Annotated in this window: 27 protein-coding genes and 1 pseudogene; all 28 read left to right on the top strand. The window is 52.4% G+C overall.

Translation table 11 applies throughout. The annotated features are described in order from the left end of the window. A partial coding sequence (locus ACYC56_RS03200; protein WP_461372736.1) for a homoserine dehydrogenase occupies positions 1–1,192 on the top strand: 1,192 nt, incomplete at its 5' end. 3 nt (positions 1,193–1,195) lie between these two features. After that, a complete protein-coding gene (thrC, locus tag ACYC56_RS03195; RefSeq protein ID WP_461372735.1) occupies positions 1,196–2,245 on the top strand; it encodes a threonine synthase in 1,050 nt (349 codons plus the stop codon). Between the two features lie 14 nt (positions 2,246–2,259). Next, positions 2,260–3,171, top strand: coding sequence for a homoserine kinase (gene thrB, locus ACYC56_RS03190; protein WP_461372734.1), 912 nt, complete (start codon positions 2,260–2,262; stop codon positions 3,169–3,171). A gap of 36 nt (positions 3,172–3,207) precedes the next feature. Next, positions 3,208–5,424: an amylo-alpha-1,6-glucosidase gene (locus ACYC56_RS03185; RefSeq protein WP_461372733.1), complete on the top strand. Its 2,217-nt coding sequence runs from the start codon at positions 3,208–3,210 to the stop codon at positions 5,422–5,424. Positions 5,425–5,687: 263 nt separating this feature from the next. Then, a complete protein-coding gene (locus tag ACYC56_RS03180) occupies positions 5,688–6,497 on the top strand; it encodes a metallophosphoesterase family protein (protein WP_461372732.1) in 810 nt (269 codons plus the stop codon). After that, positions 6,449–7,888, top strand: coding sequence for a 2,3-diphosphoglycerate synthetase (locus tag ACYC56_RS03175; protein ID WP_461372731.1), 1,440 nt, complete (start codon positions 6,449–6,451; stop codon positions 7,886–7,888). Before ACYC56_RS03180 ends, ACYC56_RS03175 begins: the two co-directional genes overlap by 49 nt. Continuing rightward, positions 7,869–8,852: a hypothetical protein gene (locus tag ACYC56_RS03170; protein ID WP_461372730.1), complete on the top strand. Its 984-nt coding sequence runs from the start codon at positions 7,869–7,871 to the stop codon at positions 8,850–8,852. The genes ACYC56_RS03175 and ACYC56_RS03170 overlap by 20 nt, the downstream gene beginning before the upstream one ends. 13 nt (positions 8,853–8,865) lie before the next feature. Then, positions 8,866–9,543, top strand: a complete 678-nt coding sequence (fsa, locus tag ACYC56_RS03165; RefSeq protein ID WP_461372729.1) for a fructose-6-phosphate aldolase — start codon at positions 8,866–8,868, stop codon at positions 9,541–9,543. 39 nt (positions 9,544–9,582) lie between these two features. After that, a complete protein-coding gene (gene rho, locus ACYC56_RS03160) occupies positions 9,583–10,980 on the top strand; it encodes a transcription termination factor Rho (protein WP_461372728.1) in 1,398 nt (465 codons plus the stop codon). 327 nt (positions 10,981–11,307) lie between these two features. Further along, positions 11,308–11,556, top strand: coding sequence for a 50S ribosomal protein L31 (gene rpmE / locus ACYC56_RS03155; RefSeq protein ID WP_461372727.1), 249 nt, complete (start codon positions 11,308–11,310; stop codon positions 11,554–11,556). A 27-nt stretch (positions 11,557–11,583) separates the two neighbouring features. After that, positions 11,584–12,549: a DUF1385 domain-containing protein gene (locus ACYC56_RS03150; protein ID WP_461372726.1), complete on the top strand. Its 966-nt coding sequence runs from the start codon at positions 11,584–11,586 to the stop codon at positions 12,547–12,549. A gap of 155 nt (positions 12,550–12,704) precedes the next feature. Further along, positions 12,705–13,772, top strand: a complete 1,068-nt coding sequence (gene prfA, locus ACYC56_RS03145) for a peptide chain release factor 1 (RefSeq protein ID WP_461372725.1) — start codon at positions 12,705–12,707, stop codon at positions 13,770–13,772. 6 nt (positions 13,773–13,778) lie between these two features. Further along, entirely contained in the window at positions 13,779–14,657 is an 879-nt protein-coding gene (prmC, locus tag ACYC56_RS03140; RefSeq protein ID WP_461372724.1) for a peptide chain release factor N(5)-glutamine methyltransferase, read from the top strand. Position 14,658: 1 nt separating this feature from the next. After that, the gene (locus ACYC56_RS03135; RefSeq protein WP_461372723.1) at positions 14,659–15,318 is read left to right on the top strand and encodes an L-threonylcarbamoyladenylate synthase; all 660 of its coding nucleotides are present in this window, start codon (positions 14,659–14,661) and stop codon (positions 15,316–15,318) included. Positions 15,319–15,405: 87 nt separating this feature from the next. Beyond that, positions 15,406–15,846, top strand: a complete 441-nt coding sequence (rpiB, locus tag ACYC56_RS03130; protein WP_461372737.1) for a ribose 5-phosphate isomerase B — start codon at positions 15,406–15,408, stop codon at positions 15,844–15,846. 3 nt (positions 15,847–15,849) lie between these two features. After that, positions 15,850–17,100, top strand: a complete 1,251-nt coding sequence (gene glyA, locus ACYC56_RS03125) for a serine hydroxymethyltransferase (protein ID WP_461372722.1) — start codon at positions 15,850–15,852, stop codon at positions 17,098–17,100. An 11-nt stretch (positions 17,101–17,111) separates the two neighbouring features. Then, the gene (locus ACYC56_RS03120; protein WP_461372721.1) at positions 17,112–17,570 is read left to right on the top strand and encodes a deoxycytidylate deaminase; all 459 of its coding nucleotides are present in this window, start codon (positions 17,112–17,114) and stop codon (positions 17,568–17,570) included. 106 nt (positions 17,571–17,676) lie between these two features. Then, positions 17,677–18,114, top strand: a complete 438-nt coding sequence (locus tag ACYC56_RS03115; protein WP_461372720.1) for an AtpZ/AtpI family protein — start codon at positions 17,677–17,679, stop codon at positions 18,112–18,114. Then, positions 18,098–18,508 (top strand): hypothetical protein, encoded by a 411-nt coding sequence (locus tag ACYC56_RS03110; protein WP_461372719.1) that lies wholly within the window; start codon positions 18,098–18,100, stop codon positions 18,506–18,508. The genes ACYC56_RS03115 and ACYC56_RS03110 overlap by 17 nt, the downstream gene beginning before the upstream one ends. Positions 18,509–18,545: 37 nt before the next feature. Then, positions 18,546–19,355, top strand: coding sequence for a F0F1 ATP synthase subunit A (atpB, locus tag ACYC56_RS03105; protein ID WP_461372718.1), 810 nt, complete (start codon positions 18,546–18,548; stop codon positions 19,353–19,355). Positions 19,356–19,413: 58 nt separating this feature from the next. Next, positions 19,414–19,638 (top strand): ATP synthase F0 subunit C, encoded by a 225-nt coding sequence (gene atpE / locus ACYC56_RS03100; RefSeq protein ID WP_461372717.1) that lies wholly within the window; start codon positions 19,414–19,416, stop codon positions 19,636–19,638. Between the two features lie 58 nt (positions 19,639–19,696). Continuing rightward, positions 19,697–20,182, top strand: coding sequence for a F0F1 ATP synthase subunit B (atpF, locus tag ACYC56_RS03095; RefSeq protein ID WP_461372716.1), 486 nt, complete (start codon positions 19,697–19,699; stop codon positions 20,180–20,182). Then, positions 20,182–20,721, top strand: coding sequence for an ATP synthase F1 subunit delta (atpH, locus tag ACYC56_RS03090; protein WP_461372715.1), 540 nt, complete (start codon positions 20,182–20,184; stop codon positions 20,719–20,721). Before atpF ends, atpH begins: the two co-directional genes overlap by 1 nt. Before the next feature lie 11 nt (positions 20,722–20,732). Next, entirely contained in the window at positions 20,733–22,250 is a 1,518-nt protein-coding gene (gene atpA / locus ACYC56_RS03085; RefSeq protein WP_461372714.1) for a F0F1 ATP synthase subunit alpha, read from the top strand. A gap of 17 nt (positions 22,251–22,267) precedes the next feature. Then, complete coding sequence (gene atpG, locus ACYC56_RS03080; RefSeq protein ID WP_461372713.1) at positions 22,268–23,152, top strand: ATP synthase F1 subunit gamma; 885 nt, start codon at positions 22,268–22,270, stop codon at positions 23,150–23,152. A gap of 283 nt (positions 23,153–23,435) precedes the next feature. Continuing rightward, on the top strand, positions 23,436–24,842 hold the full coding sequence (atpD, locus tag ACYC56_RS03075) for a F0F1 ATP synthase subunit beta (RefSeq protein WP_461372712.1): 1,407 nt from the start codon (positions 23,436–23,438) through the stop codon (positions 24,840–24,842). Positions 24,843–24,868: 26 nt separating this feature from the next. Next, the gene (locus ACYC56_RS03070; RefSeq protein WP_461372711.1) at positions 24,869–25,285 is read left to right on the top strand and encodes a F0F1 ATP synthase subunit epsilon; all 417 of its coding nucleotides are present in this window, start codon (positions 24,869–24,871) and stop codon (positions 25,283–25,285) included. A 280-nt stretch (positions 25,286–25,565) separates the two neighbouring features. Then, a pseudogene (locus ACYC56_RS03065) lies at positions 25,566–25,803 on the top strand (UDP-N-acetylglucosamine 1-carboxyvinyltransferase); the annotation flags it as partial.

The following is a 25,803-nucleotide window of genomic DNA, read 5'->3' as shown; positions in this document are numbered from 1 at the left end:
CACTCTTTCGGGGGCCGATATCGATGTCGTCCTGGTGGCCGAGAGGGATCAGGACAGGATGAAGGGACAGGTCCCGGACCAGATTTCAACAGGCGACGCCTACGAGGTACTTAACCATCCCGATATCGATGTGGTCGTCGAGGTGATCGGCGGCATCGAGCCGGCGTATACATTTATTAAGCAGGCGTTGGAGAATGGAAAGCACGTTGTTACCGCGAATAAGGCGCTTATGGCGAGTCGCGGTGGAGCGCTGCTTGAGCTGGCGCAAGAGCATGGCGTTGACCTCTACTTTGAGGCGAGCGTCGGCGGTGGCATCCCGATTATCCGGCCGCTTAAGCATTGCCTGGCCGGAAACGCCATCCATCGCGTTATGGGTATCGTCAACGGGACCACCAACTATATTCTTACGAAAATGGCTGACGAGGGCTCTTCTCTTGATGTGGCGCTTAAAGAAGCCCAGGCCCTGGGTTTTGCGGAGGCCGACCCAAGCGCGGATGTCGAGGGTCATGATGCCGCGGCCAAGATCGCCATTTTAGCTTCTATCGCGTTTAACAGCCGGGTTACCGCCGATAAAGTGTATACCGAAGGCATTATGGATATCACGCCCGAAGATATCGCGTATGCGAAAGAGATGGGCTATGTCATCAAGCTTCTCGCAGTAGCCAAGGAAGATGAAGGGGGCATGGAGGCGCGCGTGCACCCGACCATGATTCCGGTCAAGCACCCTTTAGCTTCGGTGGCGGGCGTTATGAACGCGATATTCGTCGAAGGGGATGCGGTGGGCGAGGTCATGTTTTACGGGCCGGGCGCCGGCAGTCTCCCGGCGGCGAGCGCAATCGTGGGCGATGTCTTCGAGGTCGCGTTGAATATCAGTCTCAATAAAATGGGCAGTATGGCCTGCAGCTGTTTCGAGCATAAGAAGATAAAGGCCGTTGATGACATCGAATCGCGGTACTATATGCGTCTCGATGCGGTCGATAAGCCGGGAGTGCTCGCTAAGATCGCACAGGTTCTCGGCGACAACAACGTAAGCATCGAAACGGCGATTCAGAAGAACACGCGCGACGACTATGCGGAGCTGGTATTCGGCACGTACCTGGTGAAAGAAAAAAACATGCGCAGGGCGCTTGAAAAGATACAAGATCTGGATGTTGTGGCGGAAGTCGGCAATATTCTACGAGTGGAAGGTTAAGAGATGGCGTGGAAGGGATTAATCAGAGAGTATTGGGAGTATCTTCCGGTAACGGATAAGACACCGGTGTGTACGCTGCTTGAGGGTGACACGCCGCTTATCCCGTCGGTGAGTATAGGAAAAGAGCTTGGAGTCGACTTGTATTTTAAATACGAGGGGCTTAACCCCACCGGTTCCTTTAAGGATAGGGGAATGACGGTTGCCTTAAGTAAGGCGCTCGAGGATGGCTCAAAAGCGGTCATCTGCGCCTCTACCGGCAACACCAGCGCCTCTGCAGCGGCTTATGCGGCGCGTGCGGGGATACGGTGTGTGGTTCTTATCCCGGAGGGCAAGATCGCCCTAGGTAAGCTCTCTCAGGCGCTCATGCACGGCGCGGTTGTCGTGGCGGTCAGGGGTAACTTTGATGCCGCCCTGAAAGTCGTGCGGGAACTCTCCGAGGCGTATCCGATTACTCTTGTCAATTCGGTTAATCCATTCAGGATCGAAGGGCAGAAGACTTCGGCGTTTGAAGTTTGCGATGCCCTGGGGCAGGCACCGGATTATCTCTCCATCCCGGTCGGCAACGCCGGGAATATCACCGCTTACTGGCGGGGCTTCAGGGATTATGCGGCTGCCGGTAAGATCGACGCGCTGCCGAAGATGATAGGGTTCCAGGCAGCGGGGGCGGCCCCGATTGTTCTCGGGCATCCCGTTGAGCAGCCCGAGACCATAGCGACCGCCATCAGGATCGGTAACCCCGCGAGGTGGCAGGAAGCCGAAGCCGCGGCAAAAGACTCGGTCGGCTTTATCGACATGGTAACCGATGAGGAGATACTTGAATCGTATAAACTTCTAGCCGCGACCGAAGGCATATTCGCCGAGCCGGCATCCGCCGCGTCGGTTGCGGGTTTACGCAAGATGATCTCCATCGGGCGCGTGCCCAAAGGGGCGAAGGTGGTCTGCGTGCTTACCGGCCACGGCCTGAAAGACCCAGATATCGCTATTAAATCGGGCGGAACGCCCATCGAGACAGAAGCGACGTTCCCGGCTGTGGAAAAGGTTATCTTCGGATAGGTAAGGGATATGTGTTGGTCGAAGTAAAAGTTCCAGCAACATCGGCGAATCTGGGCCCGGGTTTTGACGTAGTGGGCCTGGCGCTTAACATTTACAATAGCTTCGCAATAGAAGAGACCGAAAGCGGTCTTGAGATAGACATCCTTCAAGACGGCGGCCCCAGGCCGTCCGCCACTGAGAACAACCTCGTATTCTTAGCTGCAAAACGCCTGTTTGGAGAGGTAGATTTTAGCTTTAAAGGGCTTAAGATAACCATTAAGAACGATGTCCCCATGGGTCGTGGGCTCGGTTCGAGTTCGACGGCGATCGTCGGTGGGCTGATGGCGGCAAACGAGCTTTCCGGTGCGAACGTGCCCAAAGAGAGATTGTTTGAGATGGCCGCCGAGATAGAAGGTCACCCCGATAACGTCGGGCCGGCGATTTTTGGCGGATTTACCATTTCCTATCCGGTAGATGCAAGCCACCGCATCGTATCCTATGCGCCTTCGGAAAACCTGAAACCGCTGCTTCTTATCCCGGGCACCATGCTTGAGACAAAGAAAGCGCGCGGGGTGCTGCCGCAGGATATTTCCATGGGCGATGCGGTTTTTACTATTTCACGCGCAACCCTTTTAGTTGCGGCGTTACTGGAAGGAAACACCGGCCTTCTTGCTACGGCCATGCAGGATAGACTACACCAGCCTTACCGGGCGCCCCTGATACCGGGCCTGCTTGAGATCATCCAGCGGGTAGGACGCATTCCGGGCGTGGGTATCGCACTAAGCGGTGCGGGGCCGAGCCTCGTGTGCATCCTTGACAGGTCTGAAGAAGCGCGTATCCTAGAAGAAATCAAGCGGGCGCTTGCCGGCATCGAAAGCGATCAGAATTACGTAATAAGACAAGCGGAATTCGACCTTCAAGGGGCTCGCGTTACCGCAAAAAGATAGCAACCCCCTGACTACAGCCCTTTATGGGAGGCATTCTTGCAAAAGTTCATCACCCCCGAAGGCGAAGAGTTTTACGTCGAAATCGAGGCCACCAACCGCATACTTAATGAGGGAATCCCGTTTATCATCGTGGATATACGGGAGCGCCGCCTCGCTATCAAAGAGGGCGACCACTTTCTGTTTACCAACAGCGAAGGAAATATCCCGGCGGATAATACAAGCGGGCTTGGGCTATATTATAAAGATACCCGTTTCTTGAGTAACTTCGAGTTCACGATAAACGGGCGCACGCCGGTTTTGCTTTCATCGACCGCGGAGCGCGATTACCTCGCTCACATCGAGCTTACCAACGCCGACATCCGCGATGGTGAGAGCCTCGCAATACCCCAGGAAACCTTAAATATCAGGCGGCTTCGGGTTATCTACGAAGGGCTGCACGAGCGTATCAGGATAAAAAACTACAACCAGTTTCCCGTCGAGCTTGAGGTCGCCTTTTCATTTAGCGCAGACTTCGCCGATATCTTCGAGGTGCGTGGGTTGCGCAGGCAAAGCAGGGGGAAGCTTCTCTATCCCAAGCTTGCCGGCAACGAACTGATTCTCTCCTATTTAGGGGAAGACAAGGTGTTCAGGCAGACCAGGATCAGCCTTCCCTTTAAACCCGACTCGATCGAGACCGTTCTCAACCAAACCGTGATCAGAAATCGCATAGTAGTTAAGCCGGGCGACCGGTATGTCTTTAATTACCATGTGCTTCCGGTAATCGGCACTAATTCGCCGAAGCGGATCGATTTTAATACGGCGGTGACCAACCTGCGCTCGTCATACTCGGCCTGGGAAGGGCAAATCACGGGTATCGTAACGGATAACGAGCTTTTTAACAGCGTCATGAGCAGGGGATTAAGTGATATACGGGCGCTAACGGCCGATCATCCGGACGGCAGGATATTTCATGCCGGAATTCCCTGGTATGTGGCACCCTTTGGCAGGGACAGCCTGATAACGGCGTTGCAAGTACTCTCACTCACGACGGGCCCGGCAAAGCAGACGCTCAGGTTCCTGGCAAAGTTCCAGGGAAGCGAGGTCAATCGCTGGAAAGATGAAGAGCCGGGTAAGATCCTGCACGAGCTAAGAGAGGGTGAGTTGGCGCTTCTTAAGGAAATCCCGCATACGCCCTATTACGGCTCGATAGACTCGACACCGCTTTTTCTCATGCTTGCCGCTGATTACTATGAGTGGACGAACGACCGCGCGTTTATGACCGAGATCATGCCGAACATCGAGGCGTGTCTTACCTGGATAGATGAGTACGGCGACCAGGATAAGGACCTATTTCTCGAATACCGGCGCCATTCGAAACGGGGGCTTCATAACCAGGGCTGGAAGGACTCCTGGAATGCTGTGGCCCATGTGGACGGTGAACTGGCCGAGGCCCCGATCGCCCTCTGTGAGGTGCAGGGGTATGCCTATCGCGCCAAGATGGGTATCGCCAAATATTACCGGGATATCGGTGCGGCCGAGCGCGCCGGGCAACTCGAGAAACAGGCGCAGGCGCTAAAGAAGCAGTTCAACGAGGCATTCTGGATGCCGGACGAAGCGTATTTTGCGATGGCGCTGGATGGAGATAAAAAACACGTCGGAACCATCACATCAAATGTCGGCCAGTGCCTCGCTACGGGAATAATAGATGAAGATAAAGCCAGGCACGTTGTAAACCGCCTGCTGCAGCCGGATATGTTCTCGGGCTGGGGGATACGAACTGTCAGCAAACTCTCAAAGGCGTATAATCCTATGAGTTATCATAACGGCAGTATCTGGCCGCATGATAACTCGATGATCATACACGGCGTGAAAGCGTACGGGTTTGACGAGGAGGCTACCATACTTGCGAGCGCGCTCTTCGACGCGGCCATCCACCATACCTATTACCGGTTGCCCGAACTGTTCTGCGGTTTTACGCGGCGGGGCGCAAACTGGCCGGTCAGCTATCCGGTCTCATGCAGCCCGCAGGCCTGGGCCGCGGGGAGCGTCTTTTTGATGCTTCAGGCGATTCTCGGTGTGTTTCCTGACGCTGCGTCGAACACCGTTCACATAAAGAATCCGGTATTGCCACGCTGGTTAAATCAGGTGGAGCTTGAAAACTTGAGGGTGGGCGACGGCCGTGTTTCGCTGAGGTTCAACAGGGACGGCGCGGTAACCTCGGTATCCGAACGCTCGCAAGCGGGCGACATTAAGGTTGTGACCGAACTTCGATAATAGTTGACCAACCGTCCAGATTAGGTAAAATAAAGGCAGATTTATATGTCACCTGTAGAAAGATCGTTTCTCTCATCAAAAAAGACTGTACATTGCTCTATCAGTGGCAAGTTCTACGGTTGCGCTGTTTTGGCTTGTTGATAAACTGCTAGGTAATAAAGAAGAAGTCTAAGGACGTTATCTTCGCCTACAAATCCAATGGACGACAATATCCGTTTAATAGTGTTAGCTGTTCGTAAGTGAAAGTGAGAAGGGTGAATTCTATGGCTGATGACGGCGTAATAACTATTGCGCATATCTCAGACTTGCATGTCGGCTCCCAGTACTTTATCCCGAATTTGATGAGCCGGACGATAGAGGAGCTAAACGAGCTTAGGCCTAATGCCGTGATTTGCACCGGGGACTTAACAAACGAGGGCTTCAGGCAGGAATACACAACCGCCCAGACGTTTCTCTCCATGCTCGAATGCAAAACCCGGTTGTTCCTGCCGGGAAACCACGACTCGCGCAACGTTGGCTACGTGCACTTTGAGGAGCTTTTTGGCCAAAGGGATAGCGTGTTGTCGTTTGACCGTATCCAGGTGGTCAGCGCCGACTCGAGCGAGCCGGATTTGGACAACGGAAGGATCGGTAGAGAGCGCTACGGCTGGCTCCAGGATGGGTTCAAAGACGAAGGGTTCTTTAAAATATTTGCGCTTCATCATCACCTGCTTCCCGTGCCGGGAACGGGCAGGGAGCGAAGCATGGTTCATGACGCCGGAGACCTGCTCGAAGTTCTCATCCAGAGCGGCGTCGATCTTGTTTTATGCGGGCACAAGCACGTCCCGTATGTATGGCGCCTGGAAAACCTCGTCGTAGTGAACGCGGGAACGGCCTGCACGCTGCGATTACGGGGCAGGACCAAACCATGCTATAACATCATCCAGATAGACCCCGATGATAAAGTAAAGATTTTTAGGAAATATCCCTATGGTTCGCAGGAACTCATCGCGGAGTTTTCGTGTGATGAGCGCAAGTATTGCAAGTGGGAGAAAGTCGAGGCCGGAGCGTTAACTGGAGGTGGCCTGATATAGTCCGTGTTATTGCCTTAATCGACGGCGAGCACTACCCACCCGTTATCAAATCAGCTCTTGATGTCCTTAAGAACCAGTTCGATTATGAGGTGGTCGGAGCGGTATTCGTTGGCGGGGTCGAAAAAATATCCGAAAAAGGCGACTTTGACGACCTCGGTTGCCCGGTCATCAAAGAGCCGGAACCGCTGGCTGGCATCATGGCCGCAATCGAGCGGTTTAACCCGGAAATGGTCGTCGATTTGAGCGACGAGCCGGTTATCGATTACAAAAAACGGTTTTTTTATGCGAGTCATGTTCTTACCAAGGGCATCCCGTATATAGGCGCGGATTTTTGGTTCTATCCCCCGGCGTTTCAGGATGTGCTGAAGAAGCCATCCTTAAGCGTGATCGGTACGGGAAAAAGGGTTGGCAAAACCGCAGTCGCGGGGTATATTTGCCGGTGTCTCGATGAGATGGGTTTTAATCCCGGCGTTATCGCGATGGGTCGCGGCGGTCCGCAGACGCCCGAGCTAATAGCGGGGCGCGAGATCGAACTCACTCCGCAGTTTCTGTTGAATTTGGCTCGCTCAGGCAAGCATGCGGCATCGGATTATCTCGAAGACGCTTTGACCAGTAGGATCACCGCAATCGGCTGCAGGCGTTGCGGGGGCGGTCTGGCGGGACAGCCGTTTGTCTCAAATGTCGCTGCCGGGGCGAGACTGGCTAACGAGCTTGATGTGGATTTTGTGGTGCTGGAGGGGTCCGGTTCGGCGCTTCCGCCGGTATCGGCCGATGCCTTCGTTCTCATCATCGATGCCAGCCAGCCCATCGACTACATCGGCGGGTATTTTGGTACCTATAGAGTATTGCTCTCAGATTTAATAATACTCTCCATGTGCGAGCCGCCGTTGGCCGATAGGGATAAAATAGAGCAATTGGATAAAGTTATCCGTGAGATTAAACCGGAAGTCAGAATCATTCATACCGTATTTCGGCCCAAACCGCTGCATCCGATCGACGGTAAGAAAGTTTTTCTTGCAACTACGGCACCCGCCTCGATGAAGGGTAAACTCATCAGGCACCTGGAACAAACCTATGGGGCTGAGGTGGTCGGAGCAAGCAGCAGCCTGTCGAACAGGAAGGCGCTCAGGGAAGACATCGAGGCAGCCAAGGGGACGTTTACAACGCTTCTCACCGAGCTGAAAGCGGCGGCGGTGGATATAGCGACCAGCGTGGGGCTTGACCTGGGGCTCGACGTTGTCTATATGGATAACATCCCGGTGACAATCGGGGGCGATGGTGAACTCGAAGACCTGGTCAATTGGATCGGCAACAAAGCTGAAACTAATTTTGCAGGGCGAGACGAAGTTGGACAAAGGGATGGACAGGAAGATGGACAAAGAAATGGATAAAAGCATTAAGAAAGATGAGGATGTCCGTCAACAAATCGTGATCAGCGACGACCAGCATGGCTTGCCGTACTCAAAAGGGTTGATGGCATCGGCGCTTATGTCCACGGGTCTGCCCCCGAGCCGCTCATACGAGATAGCCCGGCTGATACAGCACCAGCTCATGGATGACGGGCGTTTTTCGATAAAAGTAGATGAACTGCGAGAACTCGTTTACCATGTGCTCCTCGAACACCAGGGAAAAGTTTATGCGAATAAATACCGGCGTTGGCAGGCGCTTCTTAACGTCGACCGGCCGATCATAGTGCTGGTAGGCGGTACAACCGGGGTAGGTAAATCGACGATTGCCACGGCGGTCGCCCATCGTCTGGGCATCACGCATGTCGTTGCGACAGACTCACTTCGAGAGGTCATGCGCGCGGTTTTATCAAAAGACCTGGTCCCATCCTTACATGAATCATCGTTCATGGCCTGGAAGGCGGTTAACAAGTCGCTCGAGAAAGATCCGCTTATCAATGGGTTTATCGAGCAGCTTAAAATCGTCGCGGTCGGAATCAGGGCGGTCGTTGACAGGGCGATCCGTGAAGGTCAAAACGTCGTTATCGAGGGTGTTCACGTCGTACCGGGGTTTATCAACACGCCGATGTACGAGAGGGCGTTTATTGTCCCGATGATCATTACGGTCGACGACGAGGACTTGCATCGCAGCCACTTCTATATCAGGGAGCTGCAGACCGAAGGTGGGAGACCCTTCGAGCGTTATAAAGAAAACTTCGAATCGATTCGACGAATCGGCGATTACATAAACAACCTGGCGAGCGAGTACGGCATATCGGTCATATCGAGTCATAACCTGGATACGACGATTACCGGTGCTCTCGAGCAAGTTCTAAACCACGTGTTGGGTCCACCGGAAGACGAGGACAAAACGGCGATGAGCGCGCTCGACCGGGAGGATTTTGAATAATCAGGAGGAATAGATGAAACTTTTTATCGATACCGCAAATATCGAGCATATTAAAGAGATGCATTCTCTCGGCATAATCTGCGGTGTTACCACAAATCCGAGCCTCTGCAGTAAGGAGGGCAAGGATTTCAAGACGTCGATTGCCGAGATAGCAGCAATCGTCGGCGGCCCGATAAGCGCGGAGGCTATCAGCATGACGAGGGACGGTATTATTCAGGAAGCGCGCGAGCTGGCAGCGATAGCCCCGAACGTCGTCGTAAAAATTCCGATGATGGAAGAAGGTCTTGCCGCAACCAGCCGGCTCAGTTCCGAGGGAATCAAGGTAAATATGACCCTGATCTTTTCTGCGAACCAGGCGATGCTGGCAGCGCAGGTCGGTGCGGCGTACGTCAGCCCGTTCGTCGGGCGTCTGGACGACATCGGGCATGATGGTATTGAGGAGCTTGACAAAATCGTGTCAATCTACGATAAATATGATATTAAGACAGAAACCATATCAGCCAGCATTAGGCATCCTCTCCATGTGATCCAATCAGCGCAAGTTGGCGCAGATATAGCGACAGTCCCGTATAACATACTAAAAGCTATGGTTAAGCACCCACTGACGGATACAGGAATCGAGCGATTTCTAGCCGACTGGAAAAAGCTTCAGGAGACGTGTTCACCAATTGACCGCCCAGTACCCAAATAGTGAATTAAAAATTATCGAGTTACGAAAGAAGGTGAAAGAGTGGATAAAGCACAGCTTGAACTAAAAACTTTAGCAGAGTTAAAGCCTATTGCAGCGGAGTTGGGCGTTGGCGGTGTCTCCACCTTAAGAAAGAAAGAACTTATCGACGCAATTGTTGAGGCACAAGGCAAGCCGGGCGGAAATTCTAGCTCCGCTGCCGGAGCCGGAACAGCAGCGCAAGCGGCCGCACCGGTCGCAACGGCGACGCGAGAAGCTCCCGCCGAGGCGCCGAGAGCCTCTGAACGATATGAGCCGCGGGTTGAAGTGCGCGAGCGTGAACGTGAAGAGAAGCTCCTGGTCAAAAAGGGTATCTTGGATATCCTGGGTGAAGGATATGGATTTCTACGAACCCAGGGATACTTACCGAGCGAGGGAGATATCTACGTTTCGCTCTCACAGATCAGGCGTTTTAGCTTGCGGCGCGGTGATGAAGTCGAGGGCCAGGTACGGCCGCCCAAGGATACCGAGAAATACAACGCGCTTCTCAGGATTGAAGGCGTCAACGGTTCGGATCCCGAGTCGGCTCGCCAGCGGGCTCAGTTTGAAACGCTTACCCCGATCTATCCCGACGAGCGGTTTCGACTCGAAACGACGCCGCAGAACGTGACGACCAGGATCATTGATCTGATCGCCCCTATCGGAAAAGGGCAGAGGGGTTTGATCGTATCCCCACCGAAAGCCGGAAAGACCACCATCTTGAAGCAAATCGCCAACGCGGTGACGTCAAACAACCCGGAAGTACACATGATGGCTTTACTAGTGGATGAGCGGCCCGAAGAGGTTACCGATATGGAACGCTCTATCAAGGGCGAGGTGGTTAGCTCGACCTTCGACCAGCCGGCCGACAACCATGTCGCGGTCGCCGAGCTTGTCCTTGAGCGGGCGAAGCGCCTCGTCGAACACGGGCGTGATGTCGTCATCATGCTGGATAGTATCACAAGGCTTGCGAGGGCTTACAACTTAACCACGCCCGCGAGCGGCAGGATTCTCTCCGGCGGTGTTGACTCAACGGCGCTGTTTCCCCCGAAGAGGTTCTTCGGAGCCGCGCGAAACATCGAGTTCGGCGGCAGCCTGACGATCCTTGCAACCGCGCTCGTCGACACCGGCAGCCGAATGGATGAGGTTATCTTCGAGGAATTTAAAGGCACCGGCAATATGGAGCTTCATCTCGACCGCAGGCTTGCGGATAAGAGGGTATTCCCGGCCATCGACATCGATAAGTCCGGTACCAGGAAAGAAGAGCTTATCCTGCCGTCTGACGAAGCCCAGCTTATCTGGAAACTCAGGCGAGTCCTGCATGCGCTTGATTCGGGCGCGGCAATCGAGCTTCTCATCGACAAGATGAGAGAGATTAAATCGAACCCTGATTTCTTGATGCAAATCGGAAAATCCAGATAATAAGAGGGTCCAGGGGCCGGGGACCAGGGTAAGAAAAATAGCAAATCGATTCGTGATTGGCATACCGTAAAAATAAAGCTTACCTTATCTTGCACTTATTTAATCTGAGCAAGCGATTCAAGAGCGGTAATTGGAAAATATAATTACCGCTCTTTTATTTTGCCCATTAAGTATTTGTTTTTCCCCAGGACCCAGAACCCCGGCCCCTTAAAAAGGATTTGTCATTCCGAACCCGTTATGCTACGATTAGTGCAGTTTAGCCGAGGTCAAGAGTTCACGGCAGGTAGGTTTGAAATGCTGTGGACTATTTTTTTGGAGGTGGAAGGCTTGAGGAAGGATATTCATCCTGATTATGTCGAGGCAAAAGTTTCGTGCTCATGCGGCGAGACATTTACGACGCGCTCGACCAAGTCAGAGTTAAAAGTAGAGCTATGCTCAAAGTGCCATCCGTTTTACACGGGCAAGCAGAAGCTCGTCGACAGCGGTGGTAGGGTGCAGCGTTTCCAGCAGAAATACGGCCTAAAAGTTACCGGGTCGAACGCAGAGGAAACCGAAACCAAAGAAGCTAAAGAATAAGCTGCAGAATAAGGGGGAAAGGCTAGCGTGGCCAAAACTTATTACGGCGGCCAGGCTGTTATAGAGGGCGTCATGATGAAAGGCCCCAAATATTGGAGCCTCGCCGTGCGAACGCCGGAAGACGAAATCACCACTATTACCGAGCGCTCGGAATCAATCGGTGAACGCTGGCCTATTCTTAAAAAGCCCCTGTTCAGGGGTATTGTCGTTTTAATCGAGACCTTGATTCTTGGGGTAAAAACCATCGCTCTTTCCGCAAACCTCTCACTTGGGGGGGCGGAAGAGGAGATCACCCCTAAAGAGATGGTGGCGACCTTAGGCCTGGCGCTTGTTTTAGTCATCGGCCTGTTCATGGTTGTCCCATTCTACCTGACCAGATCCGCTCACCAACTGATCGACAACCGTATCTTGTTTGCCCTCGTCGAGGGTGTATTCAGGATAAGCATTTTTGTTATCTACATCGCCGTAGTATCGAAAATCAAGGATATCCAGCGTGTCTTTCAGTACCACGGGGCAGAGCATAAAACCATCCACGCCTTTGAGGCGGGCGAGGAGTTGACCCCCGCAAACGCAGCCAAATACACGACGCTTCACATACGCTGCGGCACGAGCTTTATGCTCATCGTTATGGTGGTCGCTATCCTCGCGTTCTCGTTTCTTCCAACGACGAATGTGCTTACCAGGATTGCCGGCAAGATAATCCTTATCCCGTTGGTCGCCGGTATCTCTTATGAAGTAACCAGGATTGCTGCGAAATACAGCACGAACTGGATGATGAGAATCCTCATGTGGCCGGGCATGGCGCTTCAAAGACTAACCACTAAAGAACCCGATGAGTCACAGCTCGAGGTCGCCATCAAAGCGCTCAAGGATGTTCTTGCCGCCGAGGGTGTCGAGGGATTTGTAAAAGAGGAACCGGTGCCTGAAGACGCGGGGCAACCTCAGGTCGAGGCAGAGACCAGTCCCGCCTTGATCGAACTTGAATCATCGTAACATCGTAAAGAGAAGGCCTGCACGTCCTGCATGCACCTCCTGTCGGCTTCTAATCTAATCTCGTTTCTATTATAATTAAAAGTTGGTAAAAGGGGCGTATCTGCAGCTTCGTGTTGTTTGAGCGCACCTAATGACTAGAAATATTGGTGAATACAATGTTGGAGAGATTACAAGAAGTTTTAAATAAGTACAACGAAATAACGGAGCAATTAAGCGATCCGGCGGTAATCGGCGATCAGAATAAGTATCGCGAGTATGCAAAAGCGCACGCCGGGATGACGCCCCTTATCAACCTTATCAAGCGCCTGGAAGAGCTGGAAAACGGGATAACCGACGCTCAGGAAATGGTCAAAGAAGAGAAAGACCATGACATGCAGGAATTTCTGCGTGCCGAGCTGCAGTCAATGCGTGAGGAGCGAGACAAAGTTGAGGAAGACATCAAGTTTCTGCTGGTAGCAAAAGATCCGAACGACGAGAAGGATATTATCGTCGAGATCAGGGCGGGTGCCGGCGGCGATGAGGCGAGCCTTTTTGCCGGCGATCTTTTCAGGATGTACACCCGTTATGCCGAGGCAAAACGCTGGAAGGTGCAGGTTTTAAGTTCGAGCCCGTCGGATGCGGGCGGCTTTAAAGAGATCATCTTCGAGGTTAAGGGCGATGGCGCCTTCAGCAGGCTGAAATACGAGTCCGGCGTCCACCGTGTCCAGAGGATTCCGACCACCGAGTCCGGTGGAAGGATTCACACATCGACGGTGACGGTTGCCGTTTTGCCCGAGGCCGAGGATGTCGAAGTCGAGATCGGCCCGAACGACGTTAAAGTCGACGTTTTCAGGTCGGGCGGCCCGGGCGGCCAATCGGTTAACACTACCGACTCCGCGGTGAGGCTAACGCACCTGCCAACCGGTCTTGTCGTCCAGTGTCAGGACGAGAAGAGCCAGCTGCAAAACCGCGAGCAGGCGATGAGAATCCTGCGCGCGCGCCTCTATGAGAAGATGCTCGAGGAACAGCAGGCCGAGCTTACCGCACAGCGGCGCTCTCAGATCGGTACCGGAGACCGCAGCGAGCGGATCAGGACATATAACTTCCCGCAGGGAAGGGTCACCGATCACCGTATCAACTTTACGGTTCATAACCTGCCAGCGATTCTCGAAGGAGAAATCGACGACCTAATCGACGCGCTGGCCGCAGCCGATAGGGCGGAGAAGCTCAAGCAGGTGGTGTAAGGTGCAATGATGGCGATAGATAAAGTTTTAGACACAGTGAATCATGTTCTCAACCGGGCCACCCTTCAATTAGAGGGTGGCACTGTGTTATGCCCGCAGGTCGAGGCGGAGAGAATTCTCGAAGACGCGTTGGGTTGTTCCAGGACAGAGCTTTACCTGAATCGGGAGCGCATTCTTACGCCGTCCGAGCTTGAATTTGTCGTGCGAACCATCGATGAGAGGCTCACGGGAAAGCCGCTTCAGTATATCCTCGGGCACCAGCAGTTCAGACATCTCGACCTGGCGTGTCGTGAGGGTGTGCTCATCCCGCGACCCGAGACAGAACTTCTGGTCGAGGCGGCGCTCTCTGAACTTAACAAGCTTGGCGGTCCCAGAACCGTTATCGACATAGGAAGCGGTACCGGCGCAATCGCCGTCAGCATCGCGTACGAGTACGAACATGCGATTGTTTACGCAGCCGATATATCCGCGGAGGCGCTTTCACTTACCGATGAAAGCGCTCGCGCATATGGGGTCGATCGCAGGGTCCATGCGGTTGCATCGGATGTGTTGAGCGGTCTTAGTGATTTACGCGGGCGGATTGATATGGTGGTCTCAAATCCGCCGTACATCCCGCACCGCGAGCTTGCCGTCCTGCAGCGGGAGGTCCGGTTTGAACCGGTAGAAGCCCTTGACGGCGGTGAAGACGGGCTCGATTTTTACCGAGCCATTATTCGTCAATCCCCGCAGTTTTTGGTAGTGGGCGGCATGTTGCTCCTTGAAATCGGCATCGACCAGGCCTCTTACGTTATGGCTTTGTTGAACGACGCCGGCTGCTTTAAGGATATCGAAGTCCGTAAAGACTACCAGGGCGTCGACCGCATCGTTACGGCACGGAAGGTGTAGCATGGCGGGATTTGTTCCACGAGAGACGAAACTTGTCACCGTCGACCCGGATAATCCCAAGACGGAGAGGCTGGCGCCGGTCGCAGAGGCGGCGTGGGCGGGGGAGCTTATCGTTTTTCCCACAGATACCGTTTACGGCATCGGGACGAACGCAATGATCCCCGAGGCGGACCTGGCCATATTTGCTGCCAAAGAGCGCCCAGCCGACAAGCCGTTAATACTCATGATCGCGAATCCCGCGGATGTCGAGAAGTATGCTGAGGAAATAAATCCGGTCGCTAAGAAGTTGATCGAAGCGTACTGGCCCGGTCCGCTGACCTTGATATTCAAGAAAAAACCGGTAGTACCCTCTGAAGTTACGGCCGGCGGCGAGACCGTGGGGATCCGCTGCCCTAATAGCCTTATTGTAAGGATGATAATCGAGCTTGCCGGCGTTGCGTTTGCGACAACCAGCGCAAATATAGCCGACCGCCCGAGCCCAAAGACCGCGAACGAGGCCAAAGAAAACCTCTGGGGCCGCGTATCGTATATCGTCGACGGCGGTCCAACCGAACTCGGGATCGAATCGACGGTAGTGGATGTCTCTTCGGGAGAGCCTAAGGTCATCCGCGAAGGATATATAACGCGGGAAGAATTAGAAGGGCGATTAACTAATAGTTAACTACTTTACAAGGCTGTAAGCTCGGGGGTATCCTTTAAAGGACTGCGTTAACGGTAGGTTCAGGAAAGGCGGTAAGGGAGTTGGAGGATCGTAATAGGCGCCGACCATGCCGGGTACGGCATGAAAGAAGAACTGAAGGAAGTCCTCCGGCAGGAGGGAGTCGAGTTCCTCGATGTCGGCACGATGAGTGAGGAGTCCGTGGATTATCCCGATTTCGCCAAGTCGGTTGCAGTTAAGGTGGCCAGTGGCGAGTTCGACCGTGGCGTGCTTGTGTGCGGCACGGGAATCGGCGTCGCCATTGCGGCGAACAAAGTAAAGGGCGTCCGGGCGGCCAATTGCGGCGAACCGGTGAGCGCGAGGTTTAGCCGCGAGCACAACGACGCGAACGTTCTGACCGTTGGGTCGCGAATCATCGGCCCGGGGATGGCCGAAGAAATATTGAGAGTTTGGCTCAAGACCGAGTTTGAAGGTGGACGACACGCCAAGCGCGTGAGTAAGATAAGTGAGATCGAGAACAACCAGGAGTGAGCAATGACGTTACGAGTAAATGATCCGCAAATCTGGCAGGCTATCCAGGGAGAACTGACCCGCCAGCAAAACACACTGGATCTTATAGCTTCAGAAAACTATGTTAGCGACGCCGTGCTTGAGGCACAGGCATCGGTCATGACAAACAAATACGCCGAAGGATATCCGGGACACCGCTATTATGGCGGCTGTGAGTTCGTGGATATCGCCGAGAACCTTGCCCGCGACCGGGCAAAGGAGCTTTTTGGGGCAGAGTATGCCAATGTGCAACCCCATTCCGGCTCTCAGGCAAACGCGGCCATCTATCTGGCGCTTCTAAAGCCCGGAGATACGATCATGGGGCTCATGTTGTCGCACGGCGGTCACTTGTCGCACGGCAGCCCCGCAAATCTTTCAGGGCAGATATATAACGTGGTCGCATACGGCGTCGACCACGAGACCGAGCAACTCGACTACGATGAGATCCGCAAGCTCGCCGTCGAACACAAACCCCGCATGATAGTAACGGGGGCGAGCGCGTATCCGAGGATTATAGATTTTCAGGCGTTTAAATCGATTGCGGATGAGGTCGGGGCATACCTTATGGTTGATATCGCCCATATCGCGGGCCTTGTCGCGACCGGCGTCCACCCGAGCCCGGTACCTTACAGCGATATCGTTACGACAACCACGCATAAGACGCTCCGAGGCCCACGCGGCGGTCTTATCCTGGCACGCGAGGAGTATGGGAAAGCCCTTGATAAAGCAGTATTTCCGGGCACTCAGGGCGGGCCGTTGATGCATACGGTGGCCGCGAAAGCGGTCTGTTTCAAAGAAGCGATGGCCGATGAGTTTAAAACGTACTCGGAAAATATCGTCACAAACGCGCGCGCGATGGCCGCGGCCTTGACCGAGCGGGGCTTTAGAATCTGCTCGGGGGGCACCGACACGCACCTGATGTTGGTCGACCTGACGAATAAGGGGATTACCGGCGTAGACGCCGAAAACGTGCTGGCTTCGGTCGGTATTATCGCCAACAAGAACACGATCCCGTTTGAGACGAGAAGCGCGTCGGTGGCCAGCGGTATTCGTCTTGGCACGCCGGCGATTACGACGCGCGGCCTCAAAGAAGCCGAAACCAGGCAGCTCTCAAGCCTGATCGCCGACACGCTTGAATCCATGAGCGATGAGACCGCCTTGAAACGCGTCAAGGGCGAGATCATCAGCATGTGCGAGGCGTTCCCGATTTATAAGGGCCTCACGGTTGGGGTTTAGAAGGGAAATCTATGAGCGATGTTCGTCCCTCCTGGGATGAGTATTTTATGAATATCACCAGGCAAGTCTCACAGCGCTCCACATGCTTGCGGCGCAAAATCGGTGCGCTTTTAGTACGCGATAGAAGAATTCTTGCCACCGGATACAACGGTGCGCCTTCCGGCATCAAGCATTGTTACGACGTCGGCTGTCTCCGTGAAGAGAAGGGGATCGCTTCCGGTGAGCGCCACGAGCTTTGCCGTGGGCTTCATGCCGAGCAAAACGCCATCATCCAGGCTGCGCTCTACGGGGTAGCTGTCAAAGGAGCATCGATCTATAGCACTCACCAGCCCTGCGTCCTGTGTGCAAAGATGTTAATAAATGCGGGCATTATGGAAATATTCTACGAAGAAGGGTACCCGGACCCCTTATCCGAGGAATTACTTAGCGAAGCGGGTATCAGGGTCAATCAGCTCACTTTCAAGGCCTAGCAGCGCTTTTAAACGTTACATTTTTAACGATGTTCGCTAAAATAGGCAACCAAGCTATTGAAACTATGTGAAAATTATTGTAGAATTCTAAGGGTTGGAGCATAATATGCTACAAATGTTACAATCAGATGACGATCGGCGGCCCGACGAAGATGACGAAGTCAATTATGATTGGGAATTCGGAAAGGTCATCGAGAAAGATCGACCGGTCAATAAAGAAACAGCCGAAGCGGTTAACGAAAGTTCCGCGCAGACGGCAACTGACAAAAGCATAAAGACAGGCAAAAAGAAGCAGGAAACAGCCCCGAAATCTTCTTCTGCCGACCTGATGAGATTTGTATCTCTTGGGACTGAGCTAGCAGCAGCGGTATTTATCGGAACTTTCCTAGGCTGGGCTTTTAATCGGATAACCGGCTATCAGGGTCCGTGGGCGTTAGTCGTCGGGATGGTAATAGGTTCCATAGCAGGATTTTTAAATATGTACCGTGTTATCACTGAAGAAGAGCAGAAAGAGGAGCAACATAAACGTGGTTCCTCAAAGTAAGAAACGAACGAGCCTGCGTCATAAGCCCCCGTTTAATTTAAAAGAGGTCGTACTCTACGGGCTCCCGTTCTGGATAGGAGCTTTACTGGCGGGTTGGTACTTCAAAGGGTTGCTGGGTTTGCAGAGCGCTTTCGTCGGACTTATCTTTCTTGGCTTATATGTCGGAAGCTCCGTTGGTTTCGCTAAGAAATCGGATCAATACCTGAAAAAATCGGCTGGTGCGGTAGTTAGCATAACTGTAGCAGGTTTTTGGATACGGCTGATCGGTTTGTGGTTACTGGCATTTCTCGTATCGCGTATTGTACAATTGAACTTGCTGGTTGTACTGGTCACAATCGCAGTTGGCTTTACAGTCGTGTTAGCCATAAGCGTTAAAAATTGGTTAAGAGATTAGTTTACCTGGCTTATCGGCCAAGAAAGGAGTAGTTAAATTGGCGGCAGAAGAAGCTGGCGGCTCCGTATTGACTGAACTTTTAAATGAATTTAGCCTTTCAAACGAGCACGCCTACGAGTACTTCGGAATCCCACTTCCCCACGGACCGGGAATGCACCTCTTCGGAATCGATTTCTCAATAAACAAAGCGGTAGTTGTGGTATGGCTCGCTACAATCATTGTGGCAGGCCTTATTTTGTATACTGCTCGAGCAAAGGAATTAGTTCCGACTGGTCGTCTCAGGAATGCCATCGAGGGGCTTGTTCAGTTTATCAAGCTAGACATTGTTGATCCCAACATGGGGCACGAAGGTAAGAAGTGGCTTCCATTTATCGGTGTTATTTTCTTCTTCGTCCTCTTTAACAACCTTCTTGGTTTGATCCCTGGTTCCAATTCCCCAACGGCAAATATTAACTTTACGGCGACAATGGCCATTATAGTGTTCGCGACATTTGTGTTGATGGGAATGATAAAGCAGGGTCCTTTCGGATACGTTAAAAATCTTGCGCCTGGCGGGCTACCGACTTGGCTCTATTTTATCCTGTATCCAATCGAGATCGTGAGCCAGTTGGCTAAACCTCTCTCACTGGCCCTCCGACTTTTTGCCAACTTGCTTGCAGGTCACATTGTTATCGGCGCGTTATTGGGTCTTATAATTCTCTTCGGCAGCTGGGCTGTAGCGCCGTTTCCATTCTTGTTTGCCATCATCATGGATGCATTTGAAATATTTGTCGCCTTTATCCAGGCGTATATCTTTGCTATATTGTCGGCGCTCTACATAGGCGCAGCAATGCATCCCGATCACTAAAATAGTAGAGGTAATCGGGAGTAAACATTAGGAATTACAGAGAGGAGGTAATCTATAAATGGAAGGTTCTCTTGCACATCTTGGTTCAGGCCTCGCAATAGGTCTCGGTGCTATCGGCCCTGGAATCGGTGTAGGTATCCTCGCCGGAAAGGCACTTGAGGGTATGGCACGCCAGCCGGAGGCTACAGGAACTCTCAGAACGACGATGTTTATCGGTATCGCGTTCGCCGAAGCTATCGCACTTTATAGCTTCGTTATCAGTATCCTGCTGTTCTCAAAGTAGGAGGAAGAAAAAAAAGACAGGACTAAATCATTTGTTCTAAGAAATGGGTGGGTTGCAAATGATTGCATTAAACCAACCCCTGATAGTCTACACGGCTATAGCGTTCTTCCTTCTAGTAGTGTTGCTCGGTAAGTTCGGATTCGGTCCGATTGTCCAGATGTTGGACGCACGTGAGCGTAAAATACGCGAGTCGATCGAGCAGGCAGAACACGCAAGGCTAGAGGCAGAACGTTTGCTCAGAGACTATGAGGAAAAGTTAGCCGAGGCGAGAGCCGAGGCACAGAAGTTCATAGCCGAAGGTAAACAACTCGGCGAAAACTTAAGACAAGAAATTGTCAACAAGGCCGACGAAGAAGGCAAACGCATGATCGCAAAAGCCGATGAGCAGATTCAACGCGATGTCGAGCAGGCGATCAAAGAGTTGCGGGCGGAAGTCGGCAACATCAGCGTTGAATTGGCTTCTAAGGTCATTGAAGCAGAGCTTGACAAGAACGCACACGAACAGCTCATCGAAAAATACCTTAGTGAAGTGGGTCGCTCATAATGAGGGCCGAACAAGTAGCTAGGGAATACGGACAAGCGTTGTTTGAGGCGGCCCAGGGCAAGGGTGAACTTGAAAAAGTGGCCCAGGAAATTGATGTTGTCGGTGAGCTGTTTGCCGATCCTGAGTTTGAAGGTTTCTTCCAATCGATCAAAATTAGCAGCGAAGAGAAGAAAAGCGTCTTCAACAAGGTATTCCTTCAGGAGGTATCGGTCCTCACGCGAAACTTCTTCTGGGTCATGTTCGACAACAATCGCGAGAACTTGTTCAACGAAATGCGAAACGAGTTCGACATGTTGCTGGATGAGCAGAGCAGAAGGACGGTGGCGAAGATAGTAACCGCTGTTCCTCTCGACGATGAGTTAAAAGCAAAAATGCAGAACAGGCTCACAGAAACGCTTAAAAAAGAAGTAATACTCGAGACAACAGTCGATCCGAGTATTTATGGCGGAATGTTGATCTATACGAATGATCAAATTATCGACGCTAGCGTAAAATCACGTTTGAACGACTTACGTGAAAAGTTAATTCAAACGCGGTAAGGAGAAGGTGTATGAGAATCAAATCGAGAGAAATTGCCTCGCTACTGAGGCAAGAAATTGAAAAGTACGAACCTCAAGTAGAGATCGAAGAGGTTGGAACGGTTCTCGAAGCCCGAGATGGTATCGCGATTATCCACGGAATCCGCGGCGTCATGGCCAACGAAATGCTGGAGTTCCCCAATGGAGTAATGGGACTCGCCCTTAACCTCGAAGAGGATAATGTGGGTGCCGTTATTATTGGTGACTACCTCCAGGTTCAAGAGGGAGATATCGTCAAGCGTACCGGACGTATTGCTGAAGTTCCGGTCGGCGAAGGGCTCCTTGGCCGTGTCGTAAACCCGTTAGGGGAGCCTATTGATGGTAAGGGCCCGATCAACTCGGAAGGCTACAGGCCGATTGAATGGCTGGCCCCGGGCGTTGTGCAGAGGCAAGGTGTTAAGGAGCCGCTGCAGACCGGATTGAAGGCTATTGACTCCATGATTCCGATAGGCCGCGGTCAGCGCGAGCTTATTATCGGCGACCGCAGAACCGGAAAGACCGCTGTCGCAATCGACGCGATTATCAACCAGAAAGATACTGGTGTTATCTGCGTTTATGTTGCGGTTGGCGGCAAAGCATCAACCGTTGCGCAGGTTGTTGAGACCCTTGAGAGAAACGATGCGATGAAGTACACGATCGTCGTCGTCTCTTCAGCGAGCGACCCGGCGCCGTTGCAGTACATCGCGCCGTACTCGGGTTGCGCTATGGCTGAGCACTATTTGTACAATGGGAAACACACCCTTATTATCTACGATGACCTGAGCAAGCAGGCGCAGGCCTATCGTCAGATGTCGCTTCTTCTGAGGCGTCCACCAGGCCGCGAGGCATACCCGGGTGACGTTTTCTACCTCCACTCAAGGCTTCTTGAGAGGGCTTGTAAGTTAAGTGATGAGCTTGGCGGCGGTTCACTTACCGCTTTGCCGATTATCGAGACTCTTGCGGGAGACGTTTCCGCATATATCCCGACCAACGTTATTTCAATTACCGACGGCCAGATCTTCCTTGAGTCGGATCTCTTCTACTCAGGCGTGCGTCCGGCTATCAACGTCGGTATTTCGGTGTCACGAGTTGGTGGTAACGCGCAGGTTAAAGCCATGAGGCAGGTCGCGGGTAGCTTGAAGCTGGATCTTGCGAACTTCCGTGCGCTCGAGGCATTTGCCCAGTTCGGTTCCGACCTGGACAAAGCCACACAGGCACAGCTTGCTAGAGGTGCGCGCATGGTCGAGATATTGAAGCAGGGACAGTACGCACCGATGGTGGTTGAGGATCAGGTTATCGCGATCTTCGCCGGTGTTCGCGGATATCTCGATGATATCGAGGTTCCGAAGCTAAAAGAGTTTGAAACCGGCTTGCTTGAGCTTGTCCACAGTAAATATCCCGATATAGCGAAAGCGATCGCTGCAGAGAAAACAATCTCAGAGGAGACCGAGAAAAAACTGGGTGAAGTCATCAACGAGTTCAAGCAGATATTTGTCGGCAAGTCTCTGTAGTGTAAGGATGATGGATAATGTCAAAAGCTAGAGCGGTCTTAAGCAGAATAAAAAGCGTTGAGAAAACGCGGCAAATTACGAAAACCATGGAGATGGTTGCGACTGCGAGGATCAGAAGGGCTCAGGCGCGCATTGAAGCGGCACGTCCGTATGCTCTAAAGATGATGGATGTTCTCAACAACGTTGCGCAGAACGTCGGGGTGGATAGCCATCCGCTCTTGCAGGTGCATGAGAATGTTGAGAATGTAATCATCGTACCGATAACATCCAACCGTGGCTTGTGCGGTGCCTTTAATATGAACATCCTGCGCCAATCCGAGGCGATCTATCGTCAGGAGACCGCAGAGGGCAAAAACGCTAAGTTTATCGTCGTCGGTCGAAAAGGCCTTGGATATCTCAAGTTTGCCGGATATGACATATTGGAGTCCCATACCACGTTCCCGGATTTCGCAACGTTTGTTGAGGCCAAAATAATCGGGGATAAGCTGGTTGATATGTATCAAGAGGGTACCGTCGATAAGGTGTATATCTTATTTAATCACTTTAAATCGATGATGGAGCAGAAGCCGACTATTCACCAGCTCCTGCCGATAAAGCAGGAGGCGATAACCGCAACAGGTGAGGAAGGTAAAGCTGCCGCCGCATACGAGTTCGAGCCCGATCCGGTACGCGTTCTCTACGATCTGTTGCCACGGTATGTGGATACGGTTATCTTGCGGGCCCTTATGGAATCGGCTGCAAGCGAGCAAGCAGCCCGACGCACGGCCATGAAGAACGCAACCGATAGCGCAGGCGAGATGATCGAGAAGTATACCAGATGGTATAACAGGGCACGTCAGGCGCAGATCACGCAAGAGATTGCCGAGATCGTAGGCGGCGCCAATGCGCTAAAAGAAGCGTAGTCGGCTCAAGGAAGAATCCGTAGGGATTCCTCTAGGCTGAAGGCTTTAGGCCTTTCACGCCGATCGACCAACATAGGTATTATCAAGTACAACTATATAATTGCCTTGAGCCGTGAGCCTAGAGCTAAGGAGGAAGCGCAAGTTTCCCGCCTTGAGCGGATAGATCTAAGCGAAATCGATATCTATGATCGATTTGAAATAGATAGATTGTATGTTTTCGTTAGTAATTTTTGGCAGTAATGCCACTATTTACGTGTAGTAAGAATAGAGGTGAAAAGTGTAAATGGGCACAGGGAGAATAGTTCAGATTATCGGTGTTGTTCTCGATGCAGAGTTCGAGCCCAACGAAATCCCGCCAATTTATAACGCTCTTAAGATTTCGGCCGATACGCCGCGAGGCAAGGTAGAGATCGTTGCCGAAGTTCAGCAGCACTTAGAGGGAAGTAAAGTTAGGGCGGTAGCTATGTCGTCCACCGATGGCCTGGTAAGGGGTATGGAGGTCGTCGATACAGGATCAGCGATTACCGTACCGGTAGGAGAGGCAACATTGGGAAGACTTCTCAATGTTCTCGGTCAAGCTATCGATGATGACAGGCCGGTCAATGCGTCTGATCATTATCCGATTCACCGCAAACCACCGGCGTTTGACCAGTTGATGCCGACCGCCGAGATCTTCGAGACCGGTATCAAGGTCATCGACCTTTTGGCGCCGTATGTTAAAGGCGGTAAGATCGGTCTGTTCGGTGGTGCCGGTGTAGGTAAAACCGTTTTGATCCAGGAGTTGATCCACAACATTGCGACCAAGCATGGTGGCTACTCCGTATTTACCGGTGTAGGCGAGCGTACCCGTGAGGGTAACGACCTGTGGGTTGAGATGAAGGAATCGGGCGTTATCGACAAGACATCGCTCGTGTTCGGTCAGATGAACGAGCCGCCGGGCGCACGTCTACGCGTGGGTCTGACCGGTCTGACAATCGCGGAGTACTTCCGTGATCAGGGAAGAGACGTACTTCTGTTTATCGATAACATCTTCCGCTTTACACAGGCGGGTTCAGAGGTATCGGCGCTTCTCGGACGTATGCCGTCCGCTGTAGGATATCAGCCGACACTCGGTACAGAGATGGGCGACCTGCAGGAGAGGATCACGTCGACTCGTACGGGATCAGTCACATCGGTACAGGCGATCTACGTACCTGCCGACGACTTGACCGACCCGGCGCCGGCAACTGCGTTTACGCATCTTGACGCGACGACGGTTCTTGATAGGGATATCGCCTCGCTGGGTATCTACCCGGCGGTTAACCCACTTGAGTCTTCATCAAGAATTCTCGAGCCGGGCGCGGTTGGTGAAGAGCACTATCAGGTAGCCCAGGCGGTTCAGCAGATCCTGCAGAGGTACAAAGAGCTTCAGGATATCATCGCGATTCTCGGTATGGACGAGCTTTCAGAGGAAGATAAGCTCATCGTTCAGAGAGCGCGTAAGATCCAGCAGTTCCTTAGCCAGCCGTTTAACGTTGCTGAGGCGTTTACCGGTCAGTCTGGCAAGTATGTGCCGATTTCCGAAACGGTCCGCGGTTTCAAGGAGATCATCGAAGGCAAGCATGATTCGCTGCCCGAGCAGGCATTCCGGTATGTCGGAGGAATTGACGAGGTTATCGCTAAAGCCGAAACACTTATGGCGACAGTATAGCTTCTTAAAGTTGGAGGTTTACATACATGGCTGATCGCAAGCTATTGTGCGAAGTGGTTAGCCCCGAGAGAATCGTCTATAGCGGCGAGGCCGAAATGGTCGTCGTACGCGGCGTAGAGGGTGAGCTTGGAATTATGGCAGGCCATATTCCGATCGTCACACCTCTTGAGATAGGCGAGATGAGGGTTAAGCACGACAATGGGCAAGAGTATATTGCAGTCTTGGGCGGTTACCTTGAGTTCAGCAATGACAAGGCGACTGTACTGGCCGATGCGGCTGAGCTAGCTCAGCAAATTGACGTTGCGCGCGCCGAGCAGAAAAAGCAGGAGCGCGAAAAAGAGCTTGCTGACGCCAAATCCGATGACGAAAAAGAGCTTGAAGCCGAGATAAGCTTAAGAAAAGCACTTCTCAGGATCAAGGTTGCCCAAAGACGTAACGGTTAGGTTACGCAACGGATAATCTAGCGTAACGGTTAGATTTCCATGACGGATACAAACTATAAATAATGGCTGTATAAATGATGGTAGCCCAAAAAGGGCTGTAGTTATCGACGATTTTAAGTTGACCATCACTTTATTCTCCTTTATTCTTTTTAATCAGGGTAGGCTTACAAAGCTTACCCTGGTTTTTATGCGGTCGTCTCGGGGAACTATGAAGAGAAGATGTAACTAATGGAACTCTTAATGGAAGTCACTAATGGAACTCTCTTACGAAGCTAACTACATGAACGGCAGATTTATAGTCCGGGGTGGGAATCGGCTTAGCGGTACCGTGAGGGTAGGCGGCGCCAAGAATTCTGCGCTTAAGCTCATGGCGGCGGCGCTGTTGACGGAAAAGCAGACGGTGCTCACCAACGTGCCGCTTATCACCGACGTCAAAATTATGGCGGCGGTTCTCGAGCGGCTCGGCGCCTCCATAAGTTATGAAGATCCTGATGTTATCGAAATCAAACCAGGCTATT

Source organism: Candidatus Aquicultor sp. (assembly GCF_054640775.1).
The sequence above is the reverse complement of the archived record's forward strand: the minus strand, read 5'-3'. Positions and strand labels throughout refer to the sequence as shown.